This is a genomic window from Klebsiella sp. CN_Kp088 (assembly GCF_040064335.1).
In the GTDB taxonomy this organism is placed as follows: domain Bacteria; phylum Pseudomonadota; class Gammaproteobacteria; order Enterobacterales; family Enterobacteriaceae; genus Klebsiella; species Klebsiella aerogenes.
On record NZ_JBEAIQ010000001.1, the window covers coordinates 148,072 to 175,020 of the forward strand.

Below are 26,949 nucleotides of genomic sequence, written 5' to 3' on the forward strand. Positions count from 1 at the left end.
ACACAACTTTGGGGTTAGTGATGTTTAAGCGTTTCTTTATAACAGGTACTGACACTGCTGTCGGGAAGACGGTAGTATCCCGCGCGCTGCTGCAGGCACTTGCTGCCAGCGGTAAAAGCGTCGCCGGGTATAAGCCTGTGGCGAAGGGCAGCAAAGAGACGCCGGAAGGACTGCGTAACAAAGATGCGCTGGTATTACAGAGCGTGTCGACGCTGTCGCTGCCGTATGATGCTGTCAATCCCATCGCGTTAAGCGAAGAAGAAAGCAGCGTGGCGCACAGCTGCCCGATCAACTACGGCTTACTCAGTGACGGCCTGCAGCAGCTCAGCGGCAGAGTGGATCATGTCGTAGTGGAAGGTACCGGCGGCTGGCGCAGCCTGATGAACGACTTACGCCCGCTCTCCGAGTGGGTAGTGCAGGAACAACTGCCGGTAGTGTTGGTGGTGGGCATTCAGGAAGGGTGTATCAACCATGCTCTGTTGACCGCTCAGGCGATCGCCAACGATGGTCTGCCGTTAATCGGCTGGGTTGCCAACCGCATTAACCCTGGCCTTGCGCACTACGCTGAAATCATCGATGTGTTGAGCAAAAAGCTGCCTGCGCCGCTGATTGGCGAGCTGCCTTATCTGCCGCGCGCCGAACAGCGCGAACTCAGCCAGTATGTTGACTTAGACGTGCTCGGCAACGTGATGGCGATAGATCGAATCCCGGCGTAACGTTCGCGACACTACCGAAGCCAGTACACAGGCGATCAATAAACCGGGCAGCAGCACATACTGCCCGGTCATCTCACAAATCATCAGCGTCGACATCATCGGCGCATGCGTTGTCGCGGCGAGAAACGCCGCCATTCCGGTTAACCCAATCATAATCGCTATGTTCTGATCGTTATCTAACCACAGCCCGCTAAAAGTGGCGAATAGCATTCCTATTGCCAGCCCGACGAATAGCGTCGGGGTAAAGACGCCGCCCGGCGCGCCGGAGCCGCTGCTGGCCAGCACCGCCAACAGCTTACAGACAAAGACGATGATAATGACGCTAAATAGCGGCGGCGATAGCAGATAGCTTTGCACCACGCTATAACCATTGCCCCATACTGCCGGGGTAATAAGCGATAACATGCCGACGATGAGTCCCCCCAGCGCCAGCTGCCACGGCGGCGACAGTTTCAGCCTCACGAAGCCACGGTGGCTGTAGTCCATCAGCCAGATGAACAGCGGCCCGCACAGACCGGTCAGCAGGCCGGTTGCCAGCATTAAACCGTAATGCAGCGCGGTCAGGTTTTGTTGCAAGACGACGTGGTACAGCGGCGCGGCGCCGCCATTGAGTAAATTGGTCAGCAGCAGGGCGATCACCGCTGAAATGACCACCGGCCCGAGCGAGGCCAGCATCAGGGTGCCGAAGAGGATTTCGGCGATAAACAGGCTCCCCGCCAGCGGCGCATGATAGGCGCTGGCCATCCCGGCGGCGGCGCCGCAGGCGACCCACAGCTTCCATTCAGCGCGCGGGGTAAAACGGCGGGCAAACAGCGAGGCGGCCAGCGCGGCCAGCAGGATCATGGCCCCTTCGCGGCCAATGGCGCTGCCGGTCACGACCACCAGCAGCGATGCCAGCGATTTGACGAGGCTTGCCGGCGTATCGAAACAGCCATCGCCGGTTTCCAGCGCTTCCATGTAATCGCTCGGGGCGTGCGGACGCGACACGTTGCGCCGTTGCCATAACCAGAGTAATGTCCCCGCCGCGATTCCGCCAAGCGCCGGCGTCAGCAGCCGACGCCACCACGGTAGCGACTGCGCGGCGTTCACCAGACTGCCGCTATCATTACCGAGAAATAAAGTTTCCAGTGCCACCATCGAGTGGCGAAACAGCGCCACGGCCAGCGCCGCAAAGATGCCGACGAGCGTGGCGATGATCAGGCGACGGAACATCACCTGCACATCAGGGTAGTTATGAAGACGATGCATTAGCGGGAATGAAATTGGGAGTCATAGCGTTATTGTGATAGGGAATAACCTTAGATGCAAAAGCTATAAGTGCCGCGCCGGGGATCGACGCGGCGGGTGAGTTAACGATACAGCTGCTTTTCCGCCACCGCGATGGGCAAATATTCCTGCCAGTTAGCCAGCGTCGACTGCGCCAGTTGGCCCAGCGCCCGATAGAACGGATGCCCGGCGTTTTCCATAAAGACGCTCAGAAAACGCCCGGACCACGGCAGTAGATGCCAGGCCAGCAGTTGCGCAAACAACTCATCCTGATTTGTTTCACACAGCCATGCGGCCAGCAGCAGCAGTGTTCCGAAGTGGTCTTCGGGTTCGTTGCGCTCAAGATCCAGCGCAATACCGCTGGTGCGCATCCACTCGCGCAGCGCAAGCGTTGAGTCGCCGAATAACACCGACTCTTTATCCAGCCACACCGAACCCCACGGCGGAGCGGGAAGCGCCCATGGACCGATAAACAGACGCTGCCAGGCTTGCGGCAGCGCCTCGTCGCTGCTGGCGGCGAATTCCATTGCCAGTGAATCGGAGACCGGGAACGGCCACTGCGGCTGCCAGCTACCATCGAGAAAAGCGGCGACCAGCGGCGCGTTTTGCTCGCTATTCGGCGCATAAGAGAACAGCGCGCCCAGCGTGCGGGCGCTTAGTGCGACGGCGTCGCGATTTGGGATCTGCATCATTACCCTATTCCTTACTGCGGCGCGCACAGGCGCGCCGTCTTGTTAACCCGCAACCGCCATACCCACGGTCATATGCAGGCCATAAAACAGGCCGCGGCCTATACACTCCGCGACTAAAACCATTATCAGCCCGATCAATAACCCGGCGGCGCGCGGCGGCTGGCGGCGGATCAGCGGACACAGCCAGCAGCCGAGACCGAGCGCCAGCAGGATCAGCCGTAGAACCTGTAGTCTGCCGTAATCCGGTAGCAGGGCGTTCGCCTGTTGTACTGAACTGTGGATCGTGCCGAGATCCGCGCTTTGCAAGACAACAACGGCCACGCTGATGATGAGTGCGGCCACGCTAATAGCGGCAAAAAACCAGCCGTTGAAATCGACTTTCGCCAGCTTTAGCAGCAGGGCAGCGAACAGCGGACCGGCGAGCAGTACCGTCAGGAAGAACGCGCTGGTGGTGTAGCCATTGTACCACGATGGCACGGTGTCAATTTGGTAGACCCGGGTCATCGCCATCACAAATAGCAGCCCCAGCAACATGGTGAGAAACAACCAGATTTTGCCAAGTGCCGAGGGCATTTTTCCCACCGCCGCCAATAGCCACCAGAATCCGCCGACGATGAAGAAGAGGGCGCCGCTGGCGATTTCATTACTGAGCGCTGAAGCGCCAACGCGGTTCAATGAGTTAAATGCCCGTAGCGGCGAGCCGAGATGCATGACAGAAGCAAGAAAACCTATTCCCATCAATAGCCAGATAAAGAACATGCTGCGCACCAGCCGCTCTCGCGCTTCGCGCTGATCGCAGAGCGACACCCAGCCCAGGCCGCTGACAATAACCGCGCCAGCTACGCATTGCCCCAGTACCGTAAACAGAACCAGCGGCCATTCATGCCATCCATTTCCCATTTTAGACCTCCTTCGGATTGGCCAGATAGCCGGTGGTATCGCCGCATGGACGGCTGTTGGCGTTTGGTTTTATCACAATGCTCGGCCTGGTGAAGTGCGCCGACGGCAGCGGCGCCACGGCGGCCAGTTGGCCGTGCTTTTCACGCAGTTCGGCAATCGGCCCGAAGTCCAGCGCCCGCAGCGGGCAGGACTCGACGCAAATCGGTTTCTTGCCTTGTGCGACGCGTTCGTGACAGCCGTCGCATTTGGTCATATGCCCTTTAGCGGCGTTGTACTGCGGCGCGCCATACGGGCAGGCCATATGGCAGTAGCGACAGCCAATGCACACCTCTTCATTGACCACCACAAAACCATCTTCGCGCTTGTGCATCGCTCCGCTCGGGCAGACCTTGGTGCACGCCGGGTCTTCGCAGTGGTTACAGGCGATGGAAAGGTAGTAGGCAAAAACGTTCTGATTCCAGACGCCATTGTCCTCCTGCCAGTCGCCGCCGGCATACTCGTAGATACGACGGAAGCTGACGTCCGGCGTCAGGTTCTTGTAGTCTTTACAGGCCAGCTCGCAGGTTTTGCAACCGGTGCAACGGGCGGAATCGATAAAAAATCCGTATTGAGCGCTCATGGTTTACTCCTTAAACCTTCTCGATTTCGACCAGGTTGGTATGCTGCGGGTTTCCCTTCGCCAGCGGTGAAGGCCGGTGGGTGGTGAGGGTATTCATGCAGGCGCCGTGGTCGACGCGATCGCCAGCCATATTGGCATCGTGCCATGCTCCCTGACCCATCGCCGTTACCCCAGGCATAATACGCGGCGTAACTTTTGCCGGAATACGCAGTTCGCCGCGCTGATTAAAAACGCGCACCATGTCGCCGTTGTTAATCCCACGTTTTTCGGCATCGATGGGGTTAAGCCACACTTCCTGGCGGCAGGCCGCTTGTAAGACATCGACGTTGCCGTAGCTGGAGTGGGTACGCGCCTTATAATGGAAGCCAAACATTTGCAGCGGGAATTGGCTGCGCAACGGATCGTCCCAGCCTTCAAAGGTGGAGGCATAGACCGGCAGCGGGCTAATGACTTCGTCTTTTTCCAGTTGCCAGCGGGCGGCAATATCGGCGAGGCGGCTGGAGTAAATCTCAATTTTGCCGGAGGGGGTTTTTAGCGGATTCGCTTCAGGGTCGCGACGGAAATCGCGATAGGCGACGAAATGGCCGTTCGGGTCTTTACGCTTGTAAATGCCCATTTTCTTGAGCTCGTCATAACCCGGCAGCGCCGGATCTTTGGCGACCATTTTGGCGTACAGATACTGTAACCACTGCTCCTGAGTTCGTCCTTCGGTGAAGCGCTGATGCACATCGTCGCCAAGGCGTTTTGCCACTTCACTTAAGATCCAGTAGATAGGTTTGCGTTCGAACTTCGCCGTGGTGGCGGGCTGGATGAAAATCAGATAGCCCATATTGCCGGCATAGTCGTTAGGGATGATATCTTCCTGTTCTACGGTCATCAGGTCCGGCAGCAGAATATCGGCATATTTTGCCGACGAGGTCATAAAATTTTCGATAACCACGACCATCTCGCATTTGCTCTCGTCCTGCAGGATATCGTGGGTTTTATTGATGTCGGAATGCTGGTTAATGATGGTGTTGCCAGCATAGTTCCACAGGAATTTAATAGGGACCGCCAGCTTCTCTTTGCCGCGCACGCCGTCGCGGGTGGCGGTCATCTCCGGCCCGCGAGCGATAGCGTCGGTCCAGCTAAAGCAGGAGATGGCGGTTTTTACCGGATTCTCCAGCACCGGCAGGCGCTCAATGGTGATGGTATAGGTCGATTCGCGGGCGCCGCTGTTACCCCCGTTAATGCCGACGTTGCCGGTTAAAATCGGCAGCATGGCGATAGCGCGCGCGGAGAGTTCGCCGTTCGCCTGGCGCTGCGGGCCCCAGCCCTGGCAGATATAGGCGGGTTTGGTCATACCAATTTCGCGCGCCAGCTTAATGATGCGATCGGCGGGAATACCGGTAATACGCGAGGCCCACTGCGGTGTCTTGGCGGTAGCGTCGTCCCCCTGGCCGAGAATATAGGCTTTATAGTGGCCGTTGGCCGGGGCATCGGCCGGCAAGGTTTTCTCATCGTAGCCGATGCAGTATTTATCGAGGAACGGCTGATCGACCAGATTTTCGTTAATCAATACCCAGGCGATACCGGCGACCAGCGCGGCATCGGTACCGGGACGAATCGGGATCCACTCATCTTCGCGCCCGGCCGCGGTATCGGTATAGCGTGGGTCGATGACGATCATACGGGCGTTAGAGCGCTCACGCGCCTGCTCCAGGTACCAGGTGATGCCGCCGCCGCTCATGCGGGTTTCCGCCGGGTTATTGCCGAACATCACCACCAGTTTACTGTTTTCAATATCCGAGGTGCTGTTGCCGTCGTTGCTACCGTAGGTATAGGGCATGGCGCAGGCGATCTGCGCCGTACTGTAGGTACCATACTGGTTAAGCGATCCGCCGTAGCAGTTCATCAGCCGCATTACCGGCGAGGCGGAAGGGGAAGAGCGGGTCATATTGCCGCCGACAATTCCGGAAGAGTAGTTAATATAGACCGCTTCGTTGCCGTACTCTTTTACCACGCGTTTCAGACTTTCGGCGATGGTATCCAGCGCTTCGGTCCAACTAATGCGCTCGAATTTTCCTTCGCCGCGTTTGCCGACGCGTTTCATTGGGTAGTTTAGACGATCGGGGTGGTTGATACGCCGGCGAATAGAGCGCCCGCGCAGGCAGGCGCGAACCTGATGATCGCCGTAGATATCGTGGCCGGTATTATCGGTTTCCACCCACACCACTTCGTCGTCGCGGACGTGCAGGCGTAGCGCGCAGCGACTGCCGCAGTTAACCGAGCAGGCCCCCCATACGGTTTTTTCTTCTGCTCCGGTGGCTTGCTGCACGGCGGCGGCCGCGGCGCGTAGACTGAACGGCAGCGACAGACCGCCGGCAGCCAGGGCCAGTGAACCGATTGCTGAGGATTTTATGAGGTTGCGACGGCTGACGCCGCCGGAATGTTCTGGGTAGGACATTGTGCTCACTCCATGATTTTTATTATGCGAAATGCCGCTGGCAACAGCGTGGTTGCTGGCGCATGGGTGAGGAATAATACTTAAATAGGGGTAGGCGAATCTTATCTCCGGTCAACCAGAGATAAGATCCTTCACTCGAAAGCGGCGGTTATTGCCCGTCTGAATCGGTGGCCGCCGCGTCGCCGTTGCGGGTATAGATTATCTTGAAGGTGTCGTTAGCGCAGTGGCCCACCACCTGAGCGCCGGGTTGGTCAGGCTGATCGTTCGGTACAATGGCCAGGCTAAAACCAGAAGCCGGAACGCCGTTGTTGATGATCTTTTGCTGGATCTCGCCTTTTACCCGCTCGCAGGAGTCCGGCGCTGCCAGTGCGGATGCCGAACTCAGCAGCAGGGCCGCGCACAACCATGAGGATAGTTTCATCATAAGCTCCTTATTGATGTCATCCAGTTTTAAGCATAGCAGAATTGGTGTAAACAATTGTATTTGCTAAAATGATTGGAATGTTCCCAAAAAGGTAGCGGCTGTGAATAAACTGTTTTTGCTGATCCCGGCGGCGTTGCTGCTCAGCGCCTGCGATAAGCCGTCAGCGCCGGCGGCGTTTACCCCGGAGATGGCCAGTTTTTCCAATGAGTTTGAGTTCGATCCGCTGCGCGGCCCGGTTAAAACCTTTACTCAGATCCTGTTCGACGACCAGGGCGAAATGGTGAAACGGGTGCGTGCCCAGGTGTCGGCAGAAGGCTGTTTTGATCTGCTGGATTTTACCGACCTCGAAAACAAAACCGGCGCGACGCTGGTACTTGACGCGAATTACTATCTGGATGCGCAAACGCAGGAGAAACGCCTGCGGCTGCAGGGGAAATGCCAGCTCGCCGAGATGCCGGCGGCGGGCGTCAGCTGGGAGACCGATGACAACGGCTTTGTGGTGACGGCTCGCGGGAAAGAGAGTACTTCCAGCTATCGCTACGACAGCGAAGGTTATCCGCTGGGCAAAACCACCACCGCGAAAGATGAGCGCTTCAGCGTCGTATCGACGCCGTCCACCGATCCGCGTAAAAAGCTCGATTACAGCGCGGTGAGCGTATTTAACGACCGCGCGTTAGGCAAGGTCAATCAAACCTGCGACTATGACGATCATGACAACCCGATCCGCTGCGAGATGCAGGTTGTCGATGAAAGCGTCCAGCCGGCGGTGACGCGACACTACAGCATCAAAAACAGTATCGACTATTACTGAGCCGTGGGCTTGAGTAGCGTCTGGCCTTGAGGACGATGTTTCTCAAGGTACTGATGCTGGAACAGGCACATGCGAATAGTATTGCGGTATTCGCCGTTGATAAAGAACTCGTGAATCAGCTCGCCTTCGACCATAAAACCGAGTTTGCGGTAGATGTGGATCGCTTTTTCATTTTCTTTATCGACAATCAGATACAGCTTATACAGATTCAGAACGGTAAAGCCGTAGTCCATTGCCAGCTTAGCGGCGCGCGTCGCCAGCCCTTTGCCCTGATATTCCGGGGAGATGATAATCTGGAACTCGGCGCGACGGTGAACGTGGTTTATCTCCACCAGTTCAACCAGCCCGGCTTTTTCGCCATCGCATTCGATAACGAAACGGCGTTCACTTTGATCGTGAATGTGTTTGTCGTAAAGGTCAGAGAGTTCGACGAAGGCCTCGTAAGGTTCTTCAAACCAGTAACGCATTACGCTGGCGTTATTATCAAGCTGGTGGACGAAGCGCAGGTCTTCGCGCTCAAGCGGGCGGAGTTTGACGTGAGGGGCGTCAGACATGGGAAATCCTGTGTGCATGAATAGAAATAGAGGATGGCGCCCACGGGCGCCGGGGAATTATGGCGTAATAACGCGACCGGTACGGCGGTCAAGACAGCGCAGGGTGTTAGGTTCCCAGTAGGCGTTGACGTTGGCGCTCTTCTGGCAGTTATCCTGCGCATCGAAGGCGACGTCGGTTTTGTCCCACTCTTTCTCCGCGCGTTTATTCACCTTCTGCCGTAGCGAGCGGGTATCGTTCCACTGCTCTTTTTCCATTGCGGCTTGCTGACGGCTCTGCGCGCTGTCGCCGGACTCGATCACCAGTTTGTCGGTTTGCGCGAAGGACGAAGCGGTATAGACCATTGCGCTTGCCGCCAGCAGGGCGGTCAGGCACCAGCGTTTATTGCGTGTCATTTTCATCACGATTTCCTTTGAGTGATAAAAAGGGTTAACCAGTTGGACAAGTTTACTACAACTCGCTACCCACGCCTACCTGACAAAATGGCATGGGTTCAGGCACATTATCGCGTACACTGGTGCAACAAATTGTCTCATTTACCAAACTTTAATGCTGAAAACCACGTTACTTTTCTTTGCTACCGCGCTGTGCGAAATCATCGGTTGTTATCTGCCGTGGCTATGGCTGAAGCGGGAAGGTTCGCCGCTGCTGTTGATCCCGACGGCGATGGCGCTGGCGATGTTCGTCTGGCTGCTGACCCTGCACCCGGAGGCCAGCGGCAGGGTGTATGCCGCCTATGGCGGCGTCTACGTCTGTACCGCGCTGCTGTGGCTGCGTTTCGTTGACGGCGTGAAGCTAAGCCACTTTGACTGGGCGGGGGCGGCGATTGCGCTGTGTGGTATGCTGATCATCGTTGCAGGCTGGGGGCGGGCTTAACGTCGCGCAGCAGGATAAAAAATCGCCCTTTGTGATCTTCCACGCTAATTTTAACCTTGATTCTTGTATGGTAGCCGACTAGTTGTCTTACTTACCCTAACCGCATCATGCTGTTTATCGTAAGAGGCAATTATGGCTACACAAACCCTTGCCAGCGAAGCTGGCGCCAAACCCGTGCGCATTGGCCGGGTGCAAAAAGTCACCCTGACGCTGCTGTTTATCGCCGGTATCGTCAACTTCCTCGATCGTTCGTCATTAAGCGTCGCCGGTGAGGCTATTCGCGGCGATCTCGGGCTCAGCGCGACCGAATTTGGCGTACTGCTTTCCGCCTTCTCGCTATCATATGGTTTCGCGCAGCTGCCCTCGGGTATTTTGCTCGACCGCTTCGGCCCGCGGATCGTATTGGGGGCGGGGCTGATTTTCTGGTCGCTGATGCAGGCGCTGACCGGGGTAGTGAACTCCTTTAGCCATTTTATTTTACTGCGCATTGGCCTCGGAATTGGCGAAGCGCCGTTTATGCCGGCGGGGGTAAAATCCATTACCGACTGGTACGTACAAAAAGAGCGCGGTACCGCGGTCGGCATTTTTAACTCGTCAACGGTGCTTGGCCAGGCGATTGCGCCGCCAGCGCTGGTACTGATGCAGATAGCCTGGGGCTGGCGCACCATGTTCGTGGTTATCGGCCTTGCCGGGATCGTTGTGGGCCTGTGCTGGTACGCGTGGTATCGCAACCGCGCGCAGTTCGATCTGCAGCAGGAGGAGCGCCAGTATCTGGCGGCGCCGGAAAAAGCGCGCCCAACGCTGGTATTCAGCGAGTGGCTGGCGTTGTTCAAACGGCGCACCACCTGGGGAATGATTTTAGGCTTCTCCGGGGTTAACTATACCGGCTGGCTGTATATCGCGTGGCTGCCGGGTTATCTGCAGGCGCAGCAGGGATTGAGCCTGGCGAAAACCGGCTGGGTGGCGGCGATCCCGTTCCTGGCCGCGGCGGTGGGCATGTGGGTCAATGGGCTGGTGGTCGATGCGCTGGCGCGCCGCGGTTACGATCTGGCAAAAACGCGCAAAACGGCCATTGTGGTTGGCCTGACGCTTTCTGCGCTCGGCACGCTGCTGGTGGTGCAATCAAACTCGCCGACCCAGGCGGTGGCGTTTATCTCCATGGCGCTATTCTGCGTCCACTTTGCCGGGACCTCGGCCTGGGGGCTGGTACAGGTGATGGTCAGCGAGAATAAAGTCGCGTCGGTGGCGGCGATTCAGAACTTCGGCAGCTTTGTTTTCGCCTCTTTTGCACCGGTCGTCACCGGTTGGGTGGTGGATACCACGCACTCCTTCAACCTGGCCTTGGTTATCGCCGCCTGCGTGACCTTTGCCGGCGCGCTGTGTTATTTCTTCATCGTAAAAGACCGCATCAATTAATCGCTAACGGGGGGCGCCAGGCGCCCCCCGCAACCACATCCGTTTGTGATCCTTCGCATCTTTTTTAAATATCATACTTGTATGGTAGTAGGTCTGGTGATTTAATTTTGATCACTAACCGCACAGATGTAAGGAATTACCCATGAAGATCGTTGCCGCCGACGTGTTCGTTACCTGTCCAGGGCGTAACTTCGTCACCTTAAAAATCACCACCGATGAAGGGATTTTCGGCCTCGGTGATGCCACGCTAAACGGCCGTGAATTGTCGGTCGCCTCATACCTGAAAGATCACCTTTGTCCGCAGCTGATTGGCCGTGATGCTCACCGCATCGAAGATATCTGGCAGTTCTTCTACAAAGGTGCTTACTGGCGCCGCGGCCCGGTGACCATGTCGGCGATTTCCGCCGTTGATATGGCGCTGTGGGATATCAAAGCCAAAGCCGCCGGAATGCCGCTTTACCAACTGCTGGGCGGCGCCTCGCGCGAAGGGGTGATGGTCTACTGCCACACCACCGGTCATTCCATTGATGAAGTGCTGGACGACTACGCCCGCCATCAGGAAATGGGTTTTAAGGCGATCCGCGTGCAGTGCGGTATTCCGGGGATGAAGACCACCTACGGCATGGCCAAGGGCAAAGGTCAGGCATACGAGCCGGCGACCAAAGGCGTGTGGCCGGAAGAACAGCTGTGGTCAACGGAAAAATATCTCGATTTTACCCCGCGGCTGTTTGCCGCCGTGCGCGAAAGATTTGGCTTTAACGAGCACCTGCTACACGACATGCACCATCGCCTGACGCCAATCGAGGCGGCGCGCTTTGGTAAAAGCATTGAGGAGTATCGCCTGTTCTGGATGGAAGATCCGACCCCGGCAGAGAATCAGGCGTGCTTCCGCTTAATCCGCCAGCATACCGTCACGCCGATTGCCGTGGGCGAAGTCTTTAATAGCATCTGGGATTGCAAACAGCTGATTGAAGAGCAGCTCATTGATTATATCCGCACCACCATTACCCACGCTGGCGGGATCAGCGGCATGCGGCGTATCGCCGATTTTGCTTCGTTGTACCAGGTACGCACTGGTTCTCATGGGCCGTCAGATCTCTCTCCGGTATGTATGGCGGCGGCGCTGCATTTCGACCTGTGGGTGCCAAATTTCGGTGTACAGGAGTACATGGGCTATTCCGAACAGATGCTGGAGGTCTTCCCGCATAGCTGGCGTTTTGACAATGGCTATATGCATCCGGGCGATAAACCGGGGCTGGGCATCGAATTCGACGAGAAGCTGGCGGCGAAATATCCCTATGAACCCGCCTGTCTGCCGGTGGCGCGCCTCGAAGATGGCACGCTGTGGAATTGGTAAGGAGAGAAAAATGAAGAGCATTGTTATCCAACAGCCAAACGCGCTGGCGATTGAAGAACGGCCGCTGCCGCAGCCGGGAAATGGAGAAGTGCGTGTAAAGGTGAAACTGGCGGGAATTTGCGGCTCAGATAGCCACATCTATCGTGGACATAACCCGTTCGCCAAATATCCCCGGGTCATCGGCCACGAGTTTTTCGGCGTGATTGATGCCGTGGGCGAGGGGGTGACGGATAAAGTCGTGGGCCAGCGGGTGACGGTTGATCCGGTTATCAGCTGCGGCCACTGTTATCCCTGTTCGGTCGGTAAGCCCAACGTCTGCGCTTCGCTGGTGGTGCTGGGCGTCCATCGCGATGGCGGTTTTAGCGAATACGCGGTGGTGCCGGCCAAAAATGCCTGGCCGGTGCCGGAGAACGTGAGCGACCATCATGCGGTAATGGTTGAGCCCTTTACCATTGCGGCGAATGTCACCGGGCAGGCTAAACCACGCGAACAGGATATCGCGCTGGTCTACGGCGCCGGGCCGATGGGGCTGACCACCATTCAGGTGCTCAAGCGCGTCTATAACGTGCGGCAGGTCATCGTTGCCGATCAGATCCCCGAGCGGCTGCAGATGGCGCAGCAAAACGGCGCCGACTTGACCATCAATAATAAGGAACAGCCGCTGGCGCAGGCGCTGGAATCGCAGGGTATCCGGCCAACGCTGATTATCGACGCCGCCTGCCATCCGGCGATTTTCGCAGAGGCCATCGCACTGGCCTCGCCGGCGGGCAGGATCGTATTGATGGGCTTTTCTACCGAACCTTCAATGGTGGTGCAGCAGGGGATTACCGGCAAAGAGCTCACTATTTATTCTTCCAGACTCAATGCCAATAAATTCCCGCTGGTTCTTGAATGGTTGGCAAACGGATTAATAAATCCGGAGCGGCTCATCACCCATCAGTTTGCCTTTGAGGATGTTGTCGATGCCATGACGTTATTTGAAGAAGATCGCAAGCATTGTTGTAAGGTGTTATTAACCTTCAACGCATAAATATAAATAACCTCGCTGTATCCTACTTTAGAGATTATTATTATGACGACAGCTAAAAAAGAGAGAAGCACCTCGGATCTAATTCGCGCCGCGGTATCCGGTTGGCTTGGCACGGCACTGGAGTTTATGGATTTTCAGCTTTATTCTTTAGGCGCCGCGCTGGTCTTTCATGAGATATTTTTCCCGGAGCAGTCGGCGGCTATGGCGCTGATATTAGCGATGGGAACCTATGGCGCAGGATATATTGCGCGGATAGTTGGCGCTTTCATATTCGGTAAAATGGGGGACCGCATCGGGCGTAAAAAGGTTCTGTTTATTACCATCACCATGATGGGAATTTGTACCACGTTGATCGGCGTTTTACCTACCTACGCGCAGATTGGCATTTTTGCACCGGTGTTACTGGTGACCCTGCGTATTATCCAGGGACTGGGGGCGGGCGCTGAAATTTCCGGCGCCGGAACCATGCTGGCGGAGTATGCGCCAAAAGGCAAACGCGGCATCATCTCTTCTCTGGTAGCGATGGGCACCAACTGCGGGACGCTGAGCGCCACGGCCATCTGGGCGATAATGTTCTTCCTGCTCGATCGCGAACAACTCATCGCCTGGGGCTGGCGTATTCCGTTCCTCGCGAGCGTCGTGGTAATGATCTTTGCCATCTGGCTGCGTTTGAATCTGAAAGAAAGCCCGGTATTTGAACAGGTCAACGAAGCCGATGAAATTCAGGCTAAAGCCGCCGCCGCGCAAAACACGTTCGGCGCAATGTTAAAAAGTAAATCATTCTGGCTGGCGACCGGTTTACGTTTTGGTCAGGCTGGTAATTCCGGTTTGTTGCAAACATTTCTCGCGGGATATCTGGTACAGACTCTATTATTTGATAAGGCTATTCCGACCGATGCCTTAATGATTAGCTCAGTGATTGGTTTTATTACTATTCCGCTGTTAGGTTGGTTGTCAGATAAAGTTGGGCGCCGTTTACCTTATATTATCGTTAATATTTCGGCCATTATTCTGGCCTGGCCGATGCTGGACATTATTGTCGATAAAAGCTATAGCGCCAGCACAATTATGCTATCGCTGATTGTCATTCATAACGTGGCGGTGCTGGGCTTGTTCGCGCTGGAAAATATTACTATGGCGGAAATGTTCGGATCGCGTAATCGCTTCACCAGAATGGCTATCTCAAAAGAGGCTGGCGGTCTGGTGGCGGTGGGATTCGGGCCGGTGCTGGCCGGTATCTTCTGTAACGTAACCGGTTCGTGGTGGCCGATTGTCGCGATGCTGATCTGCTATTCAGCTATCGGTCTCATCTCGTCCTTGCTGATGCCGGAAGTGTGCGACCGTGACCTGAGTCTGGACCACGATGCGGCGGACGCCGGTACGCGCCAGGCGCTGAGCGCGAACGGCCAATACGCGAAATCCTAATCTCATCGTTAACGCTATCCAGCCGGGTTTTTTCCCGGCTCATTCCCACCATTGCGCGCAGGATCACGAAACGCGACAGCGCCGGATCTTCTTGTATGGTAGTTGATGGAAATCAAAGATGTCATACCAATTGCGTGCGATGGTTTACCTCACCAAAACATTCTGTTTGAGAATGATTTATCAGTCATCATAAAATTGAGAGACACCATGGAAAACACGCTTTTAAACGCCAGGGCAACGCTTCCTTCTTACGATCGCAGCAAGCTGGTTTCTCGCATCGTTCATCTCGGTTTTGGGGCTTTCCACCGCGCCCATCAGGCGGTGTATGCCGATATCCTTGCCGCCGAACACGGCAGCGACTGGGGCTATACCGAAGTGAACCTCATTGGCGGTGAGCAGCAGATTGCCGATTTGCAACAGCAGGACTTGCTCTATACGGTGGCTGAAATGTCCGCCGATGCCTGGACCGCGCGCGTCGTCGGCGTGGTGAAGCAGGCGATGCATGCGCAGGTCGATGGCCTGGAAAGCGTGTTGGCGAAAATGTGCGAACCGCAGGTGGCGATTGTCTCGCTGACCATCACCGAAAAAGGCTACTGCCACTCTCCGGCCACCGGCCAGCTGCAGCTCGATAACCCGCTGATTGCCGCCGATCTGCAAACTCCACACCAGCCGAAATCGGCGCCGGGCGTGGTGGTAGAAGCGCTGGCGCGCCGTCGCGCCGCCGGTCTGCCGGCTTTCAGCGTGATGTCCTGCGATAATATGCCGGAAAACGGCCACGTAATGCGCAACGTAGTTTGTGCGTATGCCCGCGCCGTTGATGACGAACTGGCGCAGTGGATTGAGCAGAACGTGACGTTCCCTTCCACAATGGTCGACCGCATCGTTCCGGCCGTGACCGCAGATACGCTGGATAAAATTGAACAACTCACCGGGGTGCGCGATCCGGCTGGCGTGGCCTGTGAACCGTTCCGCCAGTGGGTTATCGAAGATAACTTCGTGGCTGGTCGTCCGCAGTGGGAGAAAGCCGGTGCGGAGCTGGTCACTGACGTGGTGCCGTTTGAAGAGATGAAGCTGCGTATGCTCAACGGCAGCCACTCGTTCCTTGCTTATCTGGGTTATCTCGCCGGTTATCAGCATATCAATGATTGCATGCAGGATGATAACTACCGCCGCGCCGCGCAGGCGTTAATGTTGCAAGAGCAAGCGCCGACGCTAAAAGTACAGGGCGTCGATCTGGCGCGTTATGCTGGTTTGCTTATTGAGCGTTATAGCAATCCGGCGCTTAAGCATCGCACCTGGCAGATTGCGATGGACGGTAGCCAGAAGCTCCCGCAGCGTATGCTTGATTCCGTGCGCTGGCACCTGGCGCATCACAGTGATTTCAGCCTGCTGGCGCTGGGTATTGCCGGCTGGATGCGCTACGTGAGCGGCGTCGATGATCAGGGGCAGGCGATTGAAATCAGCGATCCGCTGCTGCCGGTAATTCAACAGGCGGTGCAGGGCAGTAAAGAGGGTAGCGAACGCGTGCAGGCGCTGCTGGGTATTAAGGCCATTTTCGGCGATAGCCTGCCGCAGGAAGCGCGTTTTGTCGATGCGGTGACGGCGGCGTATCTCTCTTTACAGATTCACGGCGCGAAGGCGACCGTTGCCGAATGGGCTAAAGCCCAGTAAAAAACCATCATTCCATTAGTAGCCCGGCAACGTATAGCGTGCCGGGCTATTTTTGTATTAGCAATACGAATACCTTTTGATATTTCCCGCCTGTACATCACTCTAAAAATCTATAATTAATTATACATTTCTGAAATTTATTTTTATCTCTGAAGTATTTATTTGGGTGATTGATCGTATTCCCATACGTTTAAATATGGCAGAATAAAATCATCCCAACGGTTTCTTCAGGACTAAGGAGCTCAGGCTATGTACAAAAAAATACTGTTGCCGGTCGATGTTTTTGAAATGGATTTAAGCGATAAGGCCGTTCGTCACGCCGATTTTTTAGCATCTGCCGAAGAGGGTGAAATCACGTTGCTGAACGTGCTGCCTAACAGCACCAGTTCTTTGCTGCGCGGCTTTACGGCGGATATTCGTAAATTTGAAGCCTATATGAAAGAGGAGTCGGAAAAGAAAATGCGCGATCTCTCGCGGTTGTTTTCTACCCCGGCTTCGCGGATCCATACCCACATTGTTTTTGGTAATGTGCGTGATGAAATATTAGCGCTGAGCGAAAAAGAAAAGTTTGACGTTATCGTTATTGGCTCACGTAAACCGGGTATTTCAACCCACCTTCTTGGTTCAAACGCTGAATCCGTTTTACGCTATGCCAACGTTCCGGTGTTAGTGGTGCGGTAATCTATTTTACGGCAGCTGACGCAACGTTGGCTGCCGCTTATCCCATTATTCTTCGCTGAACCACTCGCTATTTTCCTGACGAATTAACAATACCGACTCGCTAATCTCATGCAGGTGGATATTCATCGCCTGTTCGACGGCATCAAGATCGCGTTTTTCCAGCGCATGAAAAATATCGAGATGCTGACGCAGCAGCATATCCGGCGGGGTCACGTGATCGAGACTCATATAACGAACCCGGTCGATGGTCGCTTTAATATTTTCAATGGTGTCCCACGCCAGCTGGCAGTCGGCGATAAGAGACAATTTCTGGTGAAATTCGTCATCAAGCTGGAAAAAATCATTGAGCTGCTGACGCTCTACCGCCACCCGCTGCTGGTTGAGGTTTTGCTCCAGCTGATAGAGCTGTTCATCGTTGATCATCGAACCTGCGCGGCGTACTACCGCGCACTCAATGGCCTGACGCACGAAACAGCCGTTGCGTACCTGGGTCATCGAGATTTTATTCACATAACTGCCGCGCTGTGGGCGGATCTGAATCAGCCCGTTTTCCGCCAATTTGATAAAGGCTTCGCGTACCGGCTGGCGAGAGACATCAAATCGCACCGACACCTCTTTCTCCGACAGCGGCGTTCCCGGCGGGATCAGGCAATGGACAATATCCCGGCGAAGGATGCGATAGATTTGCTGATTGACGGGCTGGGTCGGATTCAGTTGCGTTTCTGCGGCCATTGATGATTACTTTTTAATGGGTTATGAGCATTATTTTACTCGTTTTTTACCGTTCCGCCCAGACCTGGCCCGCAGGCCAGGCCGCAGAGGACGTTAGCCCTGACGATGGACGCTGAGACCGGCAAAGCTCTGGCTGACCGGCATCATTTCCAGCGTGTTTATGTTGACGTGTTTCGGCAGATTCGCGACCCACCACACCGCTTCGGTGACATCTTCCGGCGTCAGCGCCTGGGTGTTCTCATAGGTTTTACCGGCTTTCGCATCGTCGCCTTTAAAACGTACGTTGGAGAACTCGGTGCCGCCAACCAGGCCCGGCTCGACATCGGTGACGCGAATCGCAGTGCCGTGCAAATCGGTGCGCAGATTCAGGCTGAACTGGCGCACGAACGCTTTGGTCGCGCCGTAGACGTTACCGCCCGCGTAGGGCCAACTGCCGGCGGTCGAACCGATATTAATAATATGGCCGCGATTACGCTCAACCATCCCCGGCAGCACCGCGCGGGTCATGTAAACCAGGCCTTTATTGTTGGTATCGATCATGTCTTCCCAATCTTCAACGCTGGCGCGATGGGCGGGTTCCAGACCTAACGCCAGGCCGGCGTTGTTCACCAGGACGTCGATAGCCTGCCACTGTGCAGGCAACCCGGCGATCATCTCTTCGATGGCGGCGCGATTACGCACATCGAGTTGCGCGGTATACAGGTTATCGCCAAGCTCCTCTTTGAGCGCCTTCAGGCGTTCTTCACGACGCCCGGTGGCGATTACTTTGTGGCCGTTAGCGATAAAACGACGAGTAATACATTCGCCAAATCCAGCAGTTGCACCAGTCACCAGAATAATCATCTTACTGTTCCTCAACGCTTTTTGTGTTGTCATAACATAGCATGCGATAACGCCGCGCGGTAAAGGAAAATCGTATCGTCATCTGTTGGTATAACGCGCTGGCAGGATAAATCATTGCGACCAATCAACGAGTTGCCTAATCTTAGTGGATACCCGCGTTCAGGAGAGAATGATGACGGACAATAATCCCTTTTTACACGTCAGCCTACTGCCGTACCAGGCGCCGCATTTTGATTTGATTGAAGATAGTCATTATCGCCCGGCTTTTGATGAGGGCGTACGGCGCCAGCGCGAGGAGATCGCGGCGATAATCAATAACCCGGCGCCGGCGGATTTTGACAATACCCTGGTCGCGCTGGAGCAGAGCGGTCAGTTGCTGGGGCGGGTGACCCGGGTCTTTTTCGCGATGGCCGGGGCGAATACCAATCCGCTGATACAGCAACTGGACGAACAGTTTTCCGCCGAGCTCGCCGAGCTTGGCAACGATATCTGGCTCAACGATGCGCTGTACCAGCGAGTCAAACAGGTTTGGCAGCAGCGCGATGCCCTGAGTCTGGATCCGGAGTCGCGTCGTCTGCTCGAAGTGAGCTGGCAGCGTTTTCAGCTGGCGGGAGCCGCGTTGGCGCAAGAGCAGAAAACCGCGCTAAAAGCATTGAATACCGAGGAGGCGTTGCTGCAAAGTCAGTTCCAGCAGCGTCTGCTGGCGGCAGTGAAGTCCGGCGGTCTGGTTGTTGATTATCTACACCAGCTTGACGGACTGGCCGCGGATGAGATTGCCGCCGCCGCCGATGCCGCGCGCGACAAAGGCCTGCACGACCGTTGGCTGCTGGCGCTGACCAATACCACCCAGCAACCGGCGCTGCAGGCACTTGCCGATCGCCAGACCCGGCACAATTTGTTCGCCGCGGGCTGGACGCGTAACCAGAAGGGCGATGCCAACGACACCCGTGAACTGGTTTTGCGGCTGGCGGAAATCCGCGCGCGTAAGGCCGAATTGCTGGGCGTCGCCGATTACGCGAGCTGGTCGATGGCCGATCAAATGGCGAAAACGCCGTCTGAGGCGCTTGCCTTTATGCGCCGCATCGCGCCTGCGGCCCGCCGACGCGCCGAACAGGAGCTTGCCGACATCCAGCAGGTTATTGATGAAGAGGGCGGTGATTTTCAGGCCGCGGCCTGGGACTGGTTATATTACGGCGAGCAGGTGCGGCGCGCTAAATTCGCCATCGATGAAGCGCAGCTAAAACCCTATTTCGCTCTGGACCGGGTGCTGGAAGATGGCGTTTTCTGGACCGCCTCCCAACTGTTTGGCATCCGTTTTGTCGAACGTTTTGATATTCCGCTTTACCATCCCGATGTGCGGGTCTGGGAAATCTTTGATGCCAACGGCGAAGGCATGGCGCTGTTTTACGGCGATTATTTCTCGCGTGATAGCAAAAGCGGCGGCGCCTGGATGGACGTATTTGTCGAGCAATCGACGCTGCGTGGCCAGCGTCCGGTGATTTACAACGTTTGCAACTACCAGAAACCAAAAGCCGGCGGCTGCGCGCTGCTATCCTGGGATGACGTCATCACGCTGTTCCACGAGTTTGGCCATGCGCTGCACGGCCTGTTCGCTAACCAGCGTTATGCGAGCCTTTCAGGCACCAATACGCCGCGCGATTTCGTCGAATTTCCGTCGCAGATTTACGAACATTGGGCCCGCGAGCCGCAGGTCTTCGCCCATTATGCGAAGCACTACCAGACCGGCGAAGCCATGCCGGACGATCTGCGAGACAGCATGTTCCGCGCCTCAACGTTCAATAAGGGTTATGACATGAGCGAACTGCTGGCGGCGGCGCTGCTGGACATGCACTGGCACAGCGTCACCCCGCAGGGGCTGCCGCAGGATGTCGATGCTTTCGAACAGCAGTCTCTGCGCGAGGAGCAGATGGATCTGGCGGCGGTTCCGCCGCGCTATCGCAGCAGCTATTTCTCACATATTTTCGGCGGCGGTTATGCGGCGGGCTATTATGCCTATCTGTGGACGCAAATGCTTGCCGACGACGGTTATCAGTGGTTTGTCGAGCAGGGGGGATTAACCCGGGAAAACGGTCAACGTTTCCGCGAGGCGATCTTATCGCGCGGTAACAGCTGCGATCTCGAAGCGCTGTATCGCGACTGGCGCGGGCACGATCCGCTGATCGAGCCGATGTTGAAAAATCGCGGTTTGTAGATACTGTGCTACCCGCCGCCGGCAGGGTTTTTCCCGGCGGCGGCGCATTGCGCCTTGTTCGGGCAACCAAAACGCACGGCATGCTACTGTCACCAATGTACATTTTGCGACCATTCTCAACGCCCGGAGCAACAAATAAGAGTTGTTAAGATTCACAATTCCACTTTTTTCCTTCATCATTTGTCGGCCTTTACTACTAATAATGCGTACTTACAAAGTGCAATTTGTTTTTTTTTATATTCCTGGCCGCTATGAACTATAAAAAAGTACTTACGATGATGTTTTTTCCTGCGGCGCTTGGGCGTGGCCAGGGACTTGTTCAATGACATTTTTGACCCCACTCGGGAGGAACACAGTGCACCCGTTAATTAAGGTCATGCTGGTGGGCGGCAAAGCAGATGGTCTGCTGGTCAGCGTCGCCGACACCGCGACGGAAGTTTCCGTCACGCCTGCGCAGTACGGCGCGCCATCCGGGCTTCCGCTGAACTACCGGGTGGTGTCGCAGGTTATTGATAATGAACGCCTGTTTTTCGGCGTGTTTAGTGATACACACCTGGATGCCGATAAGCTCGCCAGAGTCGCGCTGACGCGCGGGATGAAAAAATCGCTCAGTTGAGCGTCGGCACGCCTGAGGAATGGCATGATTAACCGTATTCGTATCAATAATTTCCGTTCAGTCAGAGCGATTGAACTGGAACTGGGGCCGCTGAATATTGTGTTTGGCCCTAACGGTTGCGGAAAATCGAATATCTACAAAGCAATCCATCTGTTAACCGCCTCGGCTAACGGCCAGTTCTCCAGCTATGTCAGCGAGGAGGGCGGGCTGGAGAACATCATGTGGTCAGGCAAGCAGGCGCCGACCGACCGCCACCCACGGCGTCTGCAAATCGCCTGCCTGACCGATGAATTTGAATATGAACTGCAGGTCGGGTTTCCGGAAAAACTGCCGTATCCGACGCAATTCATGCTCGATCCGATCGTTAAAGAAGAGAATATCTGGCTGTCGGGCTTTAACCGCCGGCCATCATCGCGTGTACTGCAGCGGAAAAACCAGGCGGCGTTCCTGGTCGATGTCAATGGTGAAAAAAGTACCTTCACCGATACCATTTACGAAAACGAGTCCATCTTCGGCCAGCTTGGCGAGCCGCATCGTTTTCCGGAAGTATCGCGCGTGCGGGAGACCATGCGCCGTTGGCGTTTTTACCATGAGTTTGCCATCGGCAGGCTTTCACCGCTGCGCCAGCCGACGGTCGGCTACCGTTCGCCGGTGCTCGATAGCGATGGCGGCAATCTGGCGGCGGCATTTCAGACTATCGTCGAAATTGGCGCTGAGGAGTTGCTGCATGAAATCCTCGGCGAAGCGTTCCCCGACTGTACCTTTTTCTGTGAGAACGACAACTCGCGGTTCGTGATGAAGATGCGCCGGGAGGGGATTTATCGGCCTCTGCTGGCGGCGGAGATGTCTGACGGTACCCTGCGTTTTTTATGCCTGGCGGTTGCCTTACTCAGCCCACGACCACCGGCCTTTCTCGCCATTAATGAGCCGGAAAACAGCCTGCATCGTCAGATGTTCCCGGCGCTGGCGCGACTGATTGTCGAAGCATCACGCTATAGCCAGATCTGGCTCACCAGCCACTCGGCGGAACTGGCGCAATTGATCTCGGCGCGTGCGCAGAGCCGCATCTACGAATTGGAAAATAACGGTGGGCAAACGCAAATTAAAGCGGCGTTGCCGTCATCCCTGACGGAACGTTAATCTCTCAGGCCGCGTTGTTATACTCTGCCGTGGGTAGCAGCGTCTTACCGCCTTTTAAGGTAAATAGCGATACCAGGGTAAAGCTCAGGGTGATTGAGCCGAGGATCAGGTAGGCCTGGTGAAAACCCACGGTGTCGTACATCCGCCCGACCCAGGCCGAAAGCACTACGCCGGAAAGCTGTTTCGACAGGTTAAAGCCGATTAAAAATAGGGTGGCGGAAAGCTTAGGGTTAAATGCGGAAGAAATATATTTGAAGGTCCCGACCAGCAGGAACGGTAATTCAAACATGTGCAGCATTTTTAAAATGACCACTTCCACCGCCGAAGTCGCAAATGAAGATCCGAGAATGCGCATCGACATAATTATACCGGCGATCAGCAGGGCGTTTTTCGCGCCGATGCGGTTAATAATTGCCGGGGCGCAGAACATAATCATCGCGTTGAGTAATTCACCGCCGGTGGTGACAAAGCCAAAAACTTCGGTCCCGCGCTGCGGCGTGGCGAAAAAGCCTTTAAAAAAGTTTGCGAACTGCTGGTCAAAAACGTCATATACGCTGGCGACGCCCACAACATAAATAATAAATCCCCAGAAACGCGGCATTCGCAGCAGTTCGGCCGCCGTACGCAGAGAAAAGGCCTGGCGGTTGGCGCCGATGGCGTCAATAACCTGCGCGCTGCTGCTGGCTTCCGGGCGCGATAGCCATAACAACACGCCAAGCACCAGCGCAAAACCGGAGGCTATCCAGAAGGTTATATTAGGATCAATACCGAACAAGATGCCGGTAATTGACGCGCACAGGGCCCAGCCGACGCAGCCCGAGACGCGCACTTTGCCGTATTCAAAACGGTTGGCGCGGCTGACGCGTTCAATATAGGCCTCGACCGCGCCGGAACCGCTGGAAAATACCACGCCTAAATAAATTCCCCCCACCAGCGCGCCGGCGATAATGTTCATTTGCAGCAACGGCGAGAAGACAAAAATAAAGAACGGGGCGAATAAAATAAGCAGTACGGTAATGGTCCACAGCAGATGTTTACGCAGCCCGAGCTTATCCGAAATCAGGCCAAACACCGGTTGGAAAATTATCGCGAATAGCGAAATGGAGGAGAAAACAATCCCTGTTTCGGTTTTCGTTAAATGGTTTACTTCCGCCAGCCATACCGGGAAAAAGGGAAAGTAAGCCGACATAATGAAATAGTAAAAGAAAAAGAACAGCATGAAATAGATAAAATTGTGTCGTTCGCGGGGCGTGAGTTCAGAGAGTTTCATATCTTATTATACCTGTGCGGTGGGGGCCGAGGCCCCCGTTATTATTGACAATGAAGCGTAACCCGATAGTGCCAGTGGGCTTCGAGCAGCAGCCACTGTGGCAGAACGCTTGGTGTCCAGGAATCATCGCCGCCAACGCCCATATGCTGGCCGTCGAGCGTGATCCAGACGCCTTTTTCCGGCGTCATGCGATGCCAGTGATCGGTCGTCATCAGCTGTTCCGTGCTGTACGGCTGCACCGAAAAGTGGAACTGGCCTGCGACGTGCCAGTATCCCCAGTCCAGCGCTTTGCAATCGCAGCGCAGACCGTTTTCGCTGGGGAAGATATAGGGCGTGCTCATTTCGCTTAGCGGCAATCGCCAGCGTGAAAAACAGGCGCTACTTTTGCGATCCGGATAGTTTTCGTGCGGCCCTAATCCCAACCAACTGACCTCAGCGTGTTGTTCGGCGACCTGGAAGCGCAGCCCGACGCGCGCCAGCGGCGGTAACGTGGCGGCACGTTCGCCATCAACAGTGAGCTGGAGCTTGCCGTCGGCGGTGAAGGTCATGCGCCAGTGGCTGGCAATGACCGTCTCCTCGCCGCGCAGATAGTGCCAGTGGCTATCAACGATCACCTCCCGTGCCAGCTGTTGCGCCTCGCATTTCACGCAGCGGGTCGTCAACGAATACAGACCGGCGCTCTTCCAGCGTTCGACCCAGGCGTTCGGATCGATACGTTCGACTTCGCTGACGCCGATATCATTGTCCAGCGGCGCACGGACAAACTGATCCTCCAGCGGGGTCAGCAGCTGCTGTTCTCCCGCGCAATACCATTCGCTTAAACGCCCGCTCTGGCGATCGATAACCCAGCGCTGGGATCCGACGCTAACCTCGTAGATCGCGGGTTTGATGGTCAGGACCGGCGCCGGGCCTTCGGCGGAGGTCTCAGCAAGCGCCAGCGGCGCGGTAAGCGCTAGCTGCTGCCAGGCGACGCGGTGACCGGGCTCAGACCATGACGTCGCCTGCGGCTGGATCACCTCGAGCAGCAGCCAGACATCGCGGGCGCCGCGCGGCAGGGCCAGGCTTTCGCTAAGAATCAATTCCGCCCGCCCTTGCGGCGGCAGCACCAGCGCTAAGTCGCCGCTGGCTATCGTTTCTCCGGCGCATTCTACCCGCCAGCGCAGCGTTTCGTTGTCGGTGGCGCGGAACAGGTATTCGCTGGTGATAGCAATGCACAGTGGATTTTGTTCCAGCAAGGCGAACTGGAAATACTGTTGCGCATGTTTGGCCTCGATAAGCGAAGGATGAGCGCGCCGGTCGGGGAATACCAGGCCATTCATGCAGAACTGCCGGTCGTTAGGCTTATCGCCGAAATCGCCGCCATAGGCCCAGCCGACGCTACCATCCGGGAATGTTTTTTCGATTGCCTGGTCGGCCCAATCCCAGATAAAACCGCCCTGCAGGCGAGGATAGTCACGGAAGGCTTGCCAGTAATCGGCGAAATTGCCCAGGCTATTGCCCATCGCGTGGGCGTATTCGCAGAGGACCAGCGGGCGTTGTTCGCCAGGCATACCGATCCACTTTTTGATCGACCATTTGGGCACCGCCGGGAAGGGCTGGTCGCGCTCGACGCGGGCGTACATCGGGCAGATAATATCGGTGGCGCTGCTATCGGCGCCGCCGCCTTCATACTGTACCGGACGCGAAGGATCGTTGTGCTTCAACCATTGGTACATGGCCTGATGGTTGTCGCCGCAGCCGGACTCATTACCCAGCGACCAGATAATGATCGAGGGATGGTTGCGGTTGCTCTGGACCATACGGGTGACGCGCGCGCTGTAAGCGGCAAGCCAGGCCGGATCGTCAGATAGCCGATTCATCGGCACCATGCCGTGAGTTTCGATATTGGCTTCGTCCACCACGTACAGGCCGTAGCGGTTGCATAGCTCGTACCAGCGCGGCGCGTTGGGGTAGTGCGAACAGCGCACGGCATTGAAATTGTTCTGCTTCATCAGCAGAATGTCCTGCACCATATCCTCTTCGTTGACCACCTGGCCGCGCTGATGATGATGTTCGTGGCGGTTGACGCCGCGAATCAATAGCGGCTTGCCGTTGAGCAACAGTAGCCCGTCGCGGATTTCTACCTGGCGAAAACCAATATCCCAGCCTTCCGCTTCAAGCAACGTCTCGCCGCGCCATAGCGATACCACCGCGCGGTAACAATGTGGTTGCTCGGCGCTCCACAGTCGCGGGCGTTCGACGTCGAGATTGATGATTGCCCGCTCGCCGTAGCTGCCGCGTTCATCGATAATCGGCGTACCCAGCGGCTGGCGCTGGCTGGCAAGGCGCGTTTTGCCATCCCACAGCGCAACCTCCACTTCCAGCGCCGCCAGCGCTTCAGACGCGGCCTCGACGCTAAGTTTGACCTGCAATTGCGCATCGCGATAGCGCGCATCGAGCTGCGGGGTTAATTGCACATCGCTGAAGCGGGCCTGCGGTTTATGCAACAACCAGACCGAACGGAAGATACCGCTCATGCGCCACATATCCTGATCTTCAAGCCAACTGCCCGCGCTCCAGCGCATCACCATCACGCACAAGCGGTTGGCGCCTTGCTGCAGATACGGGCTTAAATCAAAGGCGGCGGGCAGGCGGCTATCCTGGGAGTAGCCAACCCATTCGCCGTTGCACCACAGATGAAAGGCGGAGTTGACGCCGTCAAAGATAATTTGCGTTTGCCCTTCGGCCCGCCACGCCTCATCGACGGTCAACTGCAGCGAATAGCAGCCGGTAGGATTGTCTTCGGGCACCCGCGGCGGCACGGTATCAATCGGATAGCGGACGTTGCTGTATATCGGCGCGTCATAACCCTCCATTTGCCAGTTTGAGGGCACCGGCGTCGGGCGACTGTCGGGCAGGTCATGCTGCAGCCAGCTGGTATCCACCTGAAACGGACTGCGGGCATAGGAAAATTGCCATTCGCCGTCCAGTTGACGACGGCGGTCAGAATGGCGGTTGTCGCGCGCCGCATCGGCATCGCGCCAGCTGGCAAAAGTGGGATGTGCGGGCAGGCGGTTGAGGTGGGTGATAGTCTGGTTCTGCCAGTCCTCGCGGGCCAGGACTTCGTGAAAAGCGGGGCCGCGAGCGGCGCCTGAATCATATCGTTGCATACGCATACCTGACGGATAATGGTAATAAATGTTATTCGCTAAACAATCTCATCGGGTTATCGGGTATTTTTTGCAGGCCCGCAACGTTGGCGAAAATGAAACCCA

23 protein-coding genes and 1 pseudogene are annotated in these 26,949 nt (G+C 56.1%); 12 read left to right on the top strand and 12 right to left on the bottom strand.

Annotation, left to right across the window (positions count from 1 at the left end):
• The first annotated feature begins 20 nt into the window (after positions 1-20).
• A complete protein-coding gene (gene bioD / locus ABLV08_RS00705; protein WP_015366772.1) occupies positions 21-716 on the top strand; it encodes a dethiobiotin synthase in 696 nt (231 codons plus the stop codon).
• Here bioD and clcB read toward each other — a convergent pair.
• The 6 genes from clcB to ABLV08_RS00735 form a co-directional block, all read right to left on the bottom strand.
• On the bottom strand, positions 669-1,964 hold the full coding sequence (gene clcB, locus ABLV08_RS00710) for a voltage-gated ClC-type chloride channel ClcB (protein ID WP_348855428.1): 1,296 nt from the start codon (positions 1,962-1,964) through the stop codon (positions 669-671). The two genes, bioD and clcB, sit on opposite strands and share 48 nt — an antisense overlap.
• 101 nt (positions 1,965-2,065) lie before the next feature.
• Positions 2,066-2,674 carry a Tat proofreading chaperone DmsD gene (gene dmsD, locus ABLV08_RS00715; RefSeq protein WP_015705291.1) on the bottom strand — a complete coding sequence of 203 codons (609 nt, stop codon included), beginning with the start codon at positions 2,672-2,674 and terminating at the stop codon, positions 2,066-2,068.
• Between the two features lie 42 nt (positions 2,675-2,716).
• Positions 2,717-3,574 carry a DmsC/YnfH family molybdoenzyme membrane anchor subunit gene (locus tag ABLV08_RS00720; RefSeq protein ID WP_348855430.1) on the bottom strand — a complete coding sequence of 286 codons (858 nt, stop codon included), beginning with the start codon at positions 3,572-3,574 and terminating at the stop codon, positions 2,717-2,719.
• 1 nt (position 3,575) lies between these two features.
• Entirely contained in the window at positions 3,576-4,193 is a 618-nt protein-coding gene (locus ABLV08_RS00725; RefSeq protein WP_015705293.1) for a DMSO/selenate family reductase complex B subunit, read from the bottom strand.
• Between the two features lie 10 nt (positions 4,194-4,203).
• Entirely contained in the window at positions 4,204-6,639 is a 2,436-nt protein-coding gene (ynfE, locus tag ABLV08_RS00730; protein ID WP_348855431.1) for a selenate/tellurate reductase subunit YnfE, read from the bottom strand.
• Positions 6,640-6,787: 148 nt separating this feature from the next.
• Positions 6,788-7,060 carry a DUF1161 domain-containing protein gene (locus ABLV08_RS00735; RefSeq protein ID WP_015366766.1) on the bottom strand — a complete coding sequence of 91 codons (273 nt, stop codon included), beginning with the start codon at positions 7,058-7,060 and terminating at the stop codon, positions 6,788-6,790.
• Between the two features lie 103 nt (positions 7,061-7,163).
• Between ABLV08_RS00735 and ABLV08_RS00740 the strand changes: the two genes are divergently transcribed.
• On the top strand, positions 7,164-7,874 hold the full coding sequence (locus ABLV08_RS00740; RefSeq protein ID WP_015366765.1) for a YnfC family lipoprotein: 711 nt from the start codon (positions 7,164-7,166) through the stop codon (positions 7,872-7,874).
• Here the strand turns inward: ABLV08_RS00740 and speG are convergent.
• Positions 7,868-8,428, bottom strand: coding sequence for a spermidine N1-acetyltransferase (gene speG / locus ABLV08_RS00745; protein ID WP_015366764.1), 561 nt, complete (start codon positions 8,426-8,428; stop codon positions 7,868-7,870). The genes ABLV08_RS00740 and speG overlap by 7 nt on opposite strands.
• Positions 8,429-8,485: 57 nt before the next feature.
• Complete coding sequence (locus ABLV08_RS00750) at positions 8,486-8,827, bottom strand: DUF1283 family protein (protein WP_015366763.1); 342 nt, start codon at positions 8,825-8,827, stop codon at positions 8,486-8,488.
• A 113-nt stretch (positions 8,828-8,940) separates the two neighbouring features.
• Here ABLV08_RS00750 and ABLV08_RS00755 point away from each other — a divergent pair.
• The 7 genes and pseudogenes from ABLV08_RS00755 (at position 8,941) to ABLV08_RS00785 (ending at position 16,882) form a co-directional block, all read left to right on the top strand.
• Positions 8,941-9,302, top strand: a pseudogene (locus tag ABLV08_RS00755) (YnfA family protein).
• Positions 9,303-9,434: 132 nt separating this feature from the next.
• Positions 9,435-10,718, top strand: coding sequence for an MFS transporter (locus ABLV08_RS00760; protein ID WP_015705295.1), 1,284 nt, complete (start codon positions 9,435-9,437; stop codon positions 10,716-10,718).
• Positions 10,719-10,860: 142 nt separating this feature from the next.
• Positions 10,861-12,075 carry a D-mannonate dehydratase ManD gene (manD, locus tag ABLV08_RS00765; protein ID WP_348855432.1) on the top strand — a complete coding sequence of 405 codons (1,215 nt, stop codon included), beginning with the start codon at positions 10,861-10,863 and terminating at the stop codon, positions 12,073-12,075.
• 10 nt (positions 12,076-12,085) lie between these two features.
• Positions 12,086-13,105 (top strand): Zn-dependent oxidoreductase, encoded by a 1,020-nt coding sequence (locus ABLV08_RS00770; protein ID WP_348855433.1) that lies wholly within the window; start codon positions 12,086-12,088, stop codon positions 13,103-13,105.
• Between the two features lie 42 nt (positions 13,106-13,147).
• Entirely contained in the window at positions 13,148-14,530 is a 1,383-nt protein-coding gene (locus ABLV08_RS00775; protein WP_348855434.1) for an MFS transporter, read from the top strand.
• A 207-nt stretch (positions 14,531-14,737) separates the two neighbouring features.
• Positions 14,738-16,201 (top strand): mannitol dehydrogenase family protein, encoded by a 1,464-nt coding sequence (locus ABLV08_RS00780; RefSeq protein ID WP_015366756.1) that lies wholly within the window; start codon positions 14,738-14,740, stop codon positions 16,199-16,201.
• A 249-nt stretch (positions 16,202-16,450) separates the two neighbouring features.
• Positions 16,451-16,882: a universal stress protein gene (locus tag ABLV08_RS00785; protein WP_015366755.1), complete on the top strand. Its 432-nt coding sequence runs from the start codon at positions 16,451-16,453 to the stop codon at positions 16,880-16,882.
• Positions 16,883-16,927: 45 nt separating this feature from the next.
• Here ABLV08_RS00785 and ABLV08_RS00790 read toward each other — a convergent pair whose 3' ends face one another.
• Together ABLV08_RS00790 and ydfG are read right to left on the bottom strand one after the other, a co-directional pair.
• Entirely contained in the window at positions 16,928-17,614 is a 687-nt protein-coding gene (locus ABLV08_RS00790; protein ID WP_015366754.1) for a GntR family transcriptional regulator, read from the bottom strand.
• Positions 17,615-17,707: 93 nt separating this feature from the next.
• Complete coding sequence (gene ydfG, locus ABLV08_RS00795; protein ID WP_015366753.1) at positions 17,708-18,457, bottom strand: bifunctional NADP-dependent 3-hydroxy acid dehydrogenase/3-hydroxypropionate dehydrogenase YdfG; 750 nt, start codon at positions 18,455-18,457, stop codon at positions 17,708-17,710.
• Positions 18,458-18,629: 172 nt separating this feature from the next.
• Here ydfG and dcp point away from each other — a divergent pair, with 172 nt between their 5' ends.
• The 3 genes from dcp to ABLV08_RS00810 all read left to right on the top strand — a co-directional run bounded on the left by dcp (position 18,630) and on the right by ABLV08_RS00810 (position 22,425).
• Positions 18,630-20,669 (top strand): peptidyl-dipeptidase Dcp, encoded by a 2,040-nt coding sequence (gene dcp / locus ABLV08_RS00800; RefSeq protein WP_015705300.1) that lies wholly within the window; start codon positions 18,630-18,632, stop codon positions 20,667-20,669.
• A 355-nt stretch (positions 20,670-21,024) separates the two neighbouring features.
• Positions 21,025-21,285: a hypothetical protein gene (locus tag ABLV08_RS00805; protein WP_015705301.1), complete on the top strand. Its 261-nt coding sequence runs from the start codon at positions 21,025-21,027 to the stop codon at positions 21,283-21,285.
• Positions 21,286-21,309: 24 nt separating this feature from the next.
• A complete protein-coding gene (locus tag ABLV08_RS00810; RefSeq protein ID WP_015366748.1) occupies positions 21,310-22,425 on the top strand; it encodes an AAA family ATPase in 1,116 nt (371 codons plus the stop codon).
• A 4-nt stretch (positions 22,426-22,429) separates the two neighbouring features.
• Here ABLV08_RS00810 and ABLV08_RS00815 read toward each other — a convergent pair whose 3' ends face one another.
• Positions 22,430-23,695 carry an MFS transporter gene (locus ABLV08_RS00815; protein ID WP_015705302.1) on the bottom strand — a complete coding sequence of 422 codons (1,266 nt, stop codon included), beginning with the start codon at positions 23,693-23,695 and terminating at the stop codon, positions 22,430-22,432.
• A gap of 41 nt (positions 23,696-23,736) precedes the next feature.
• Complete coding sequence (locus ABLV08_RS00820) at positions 23,737-26,844, bottom strand: beta-galactosidase (RefSeq protein ID WP_348855436.1); 3,108 nt, start codon at positions 26,842-26,844, stop codon at positions 23,737-23,739.
• Positions 26,845-26,949 lie beyond the last annotated feature (105 nt).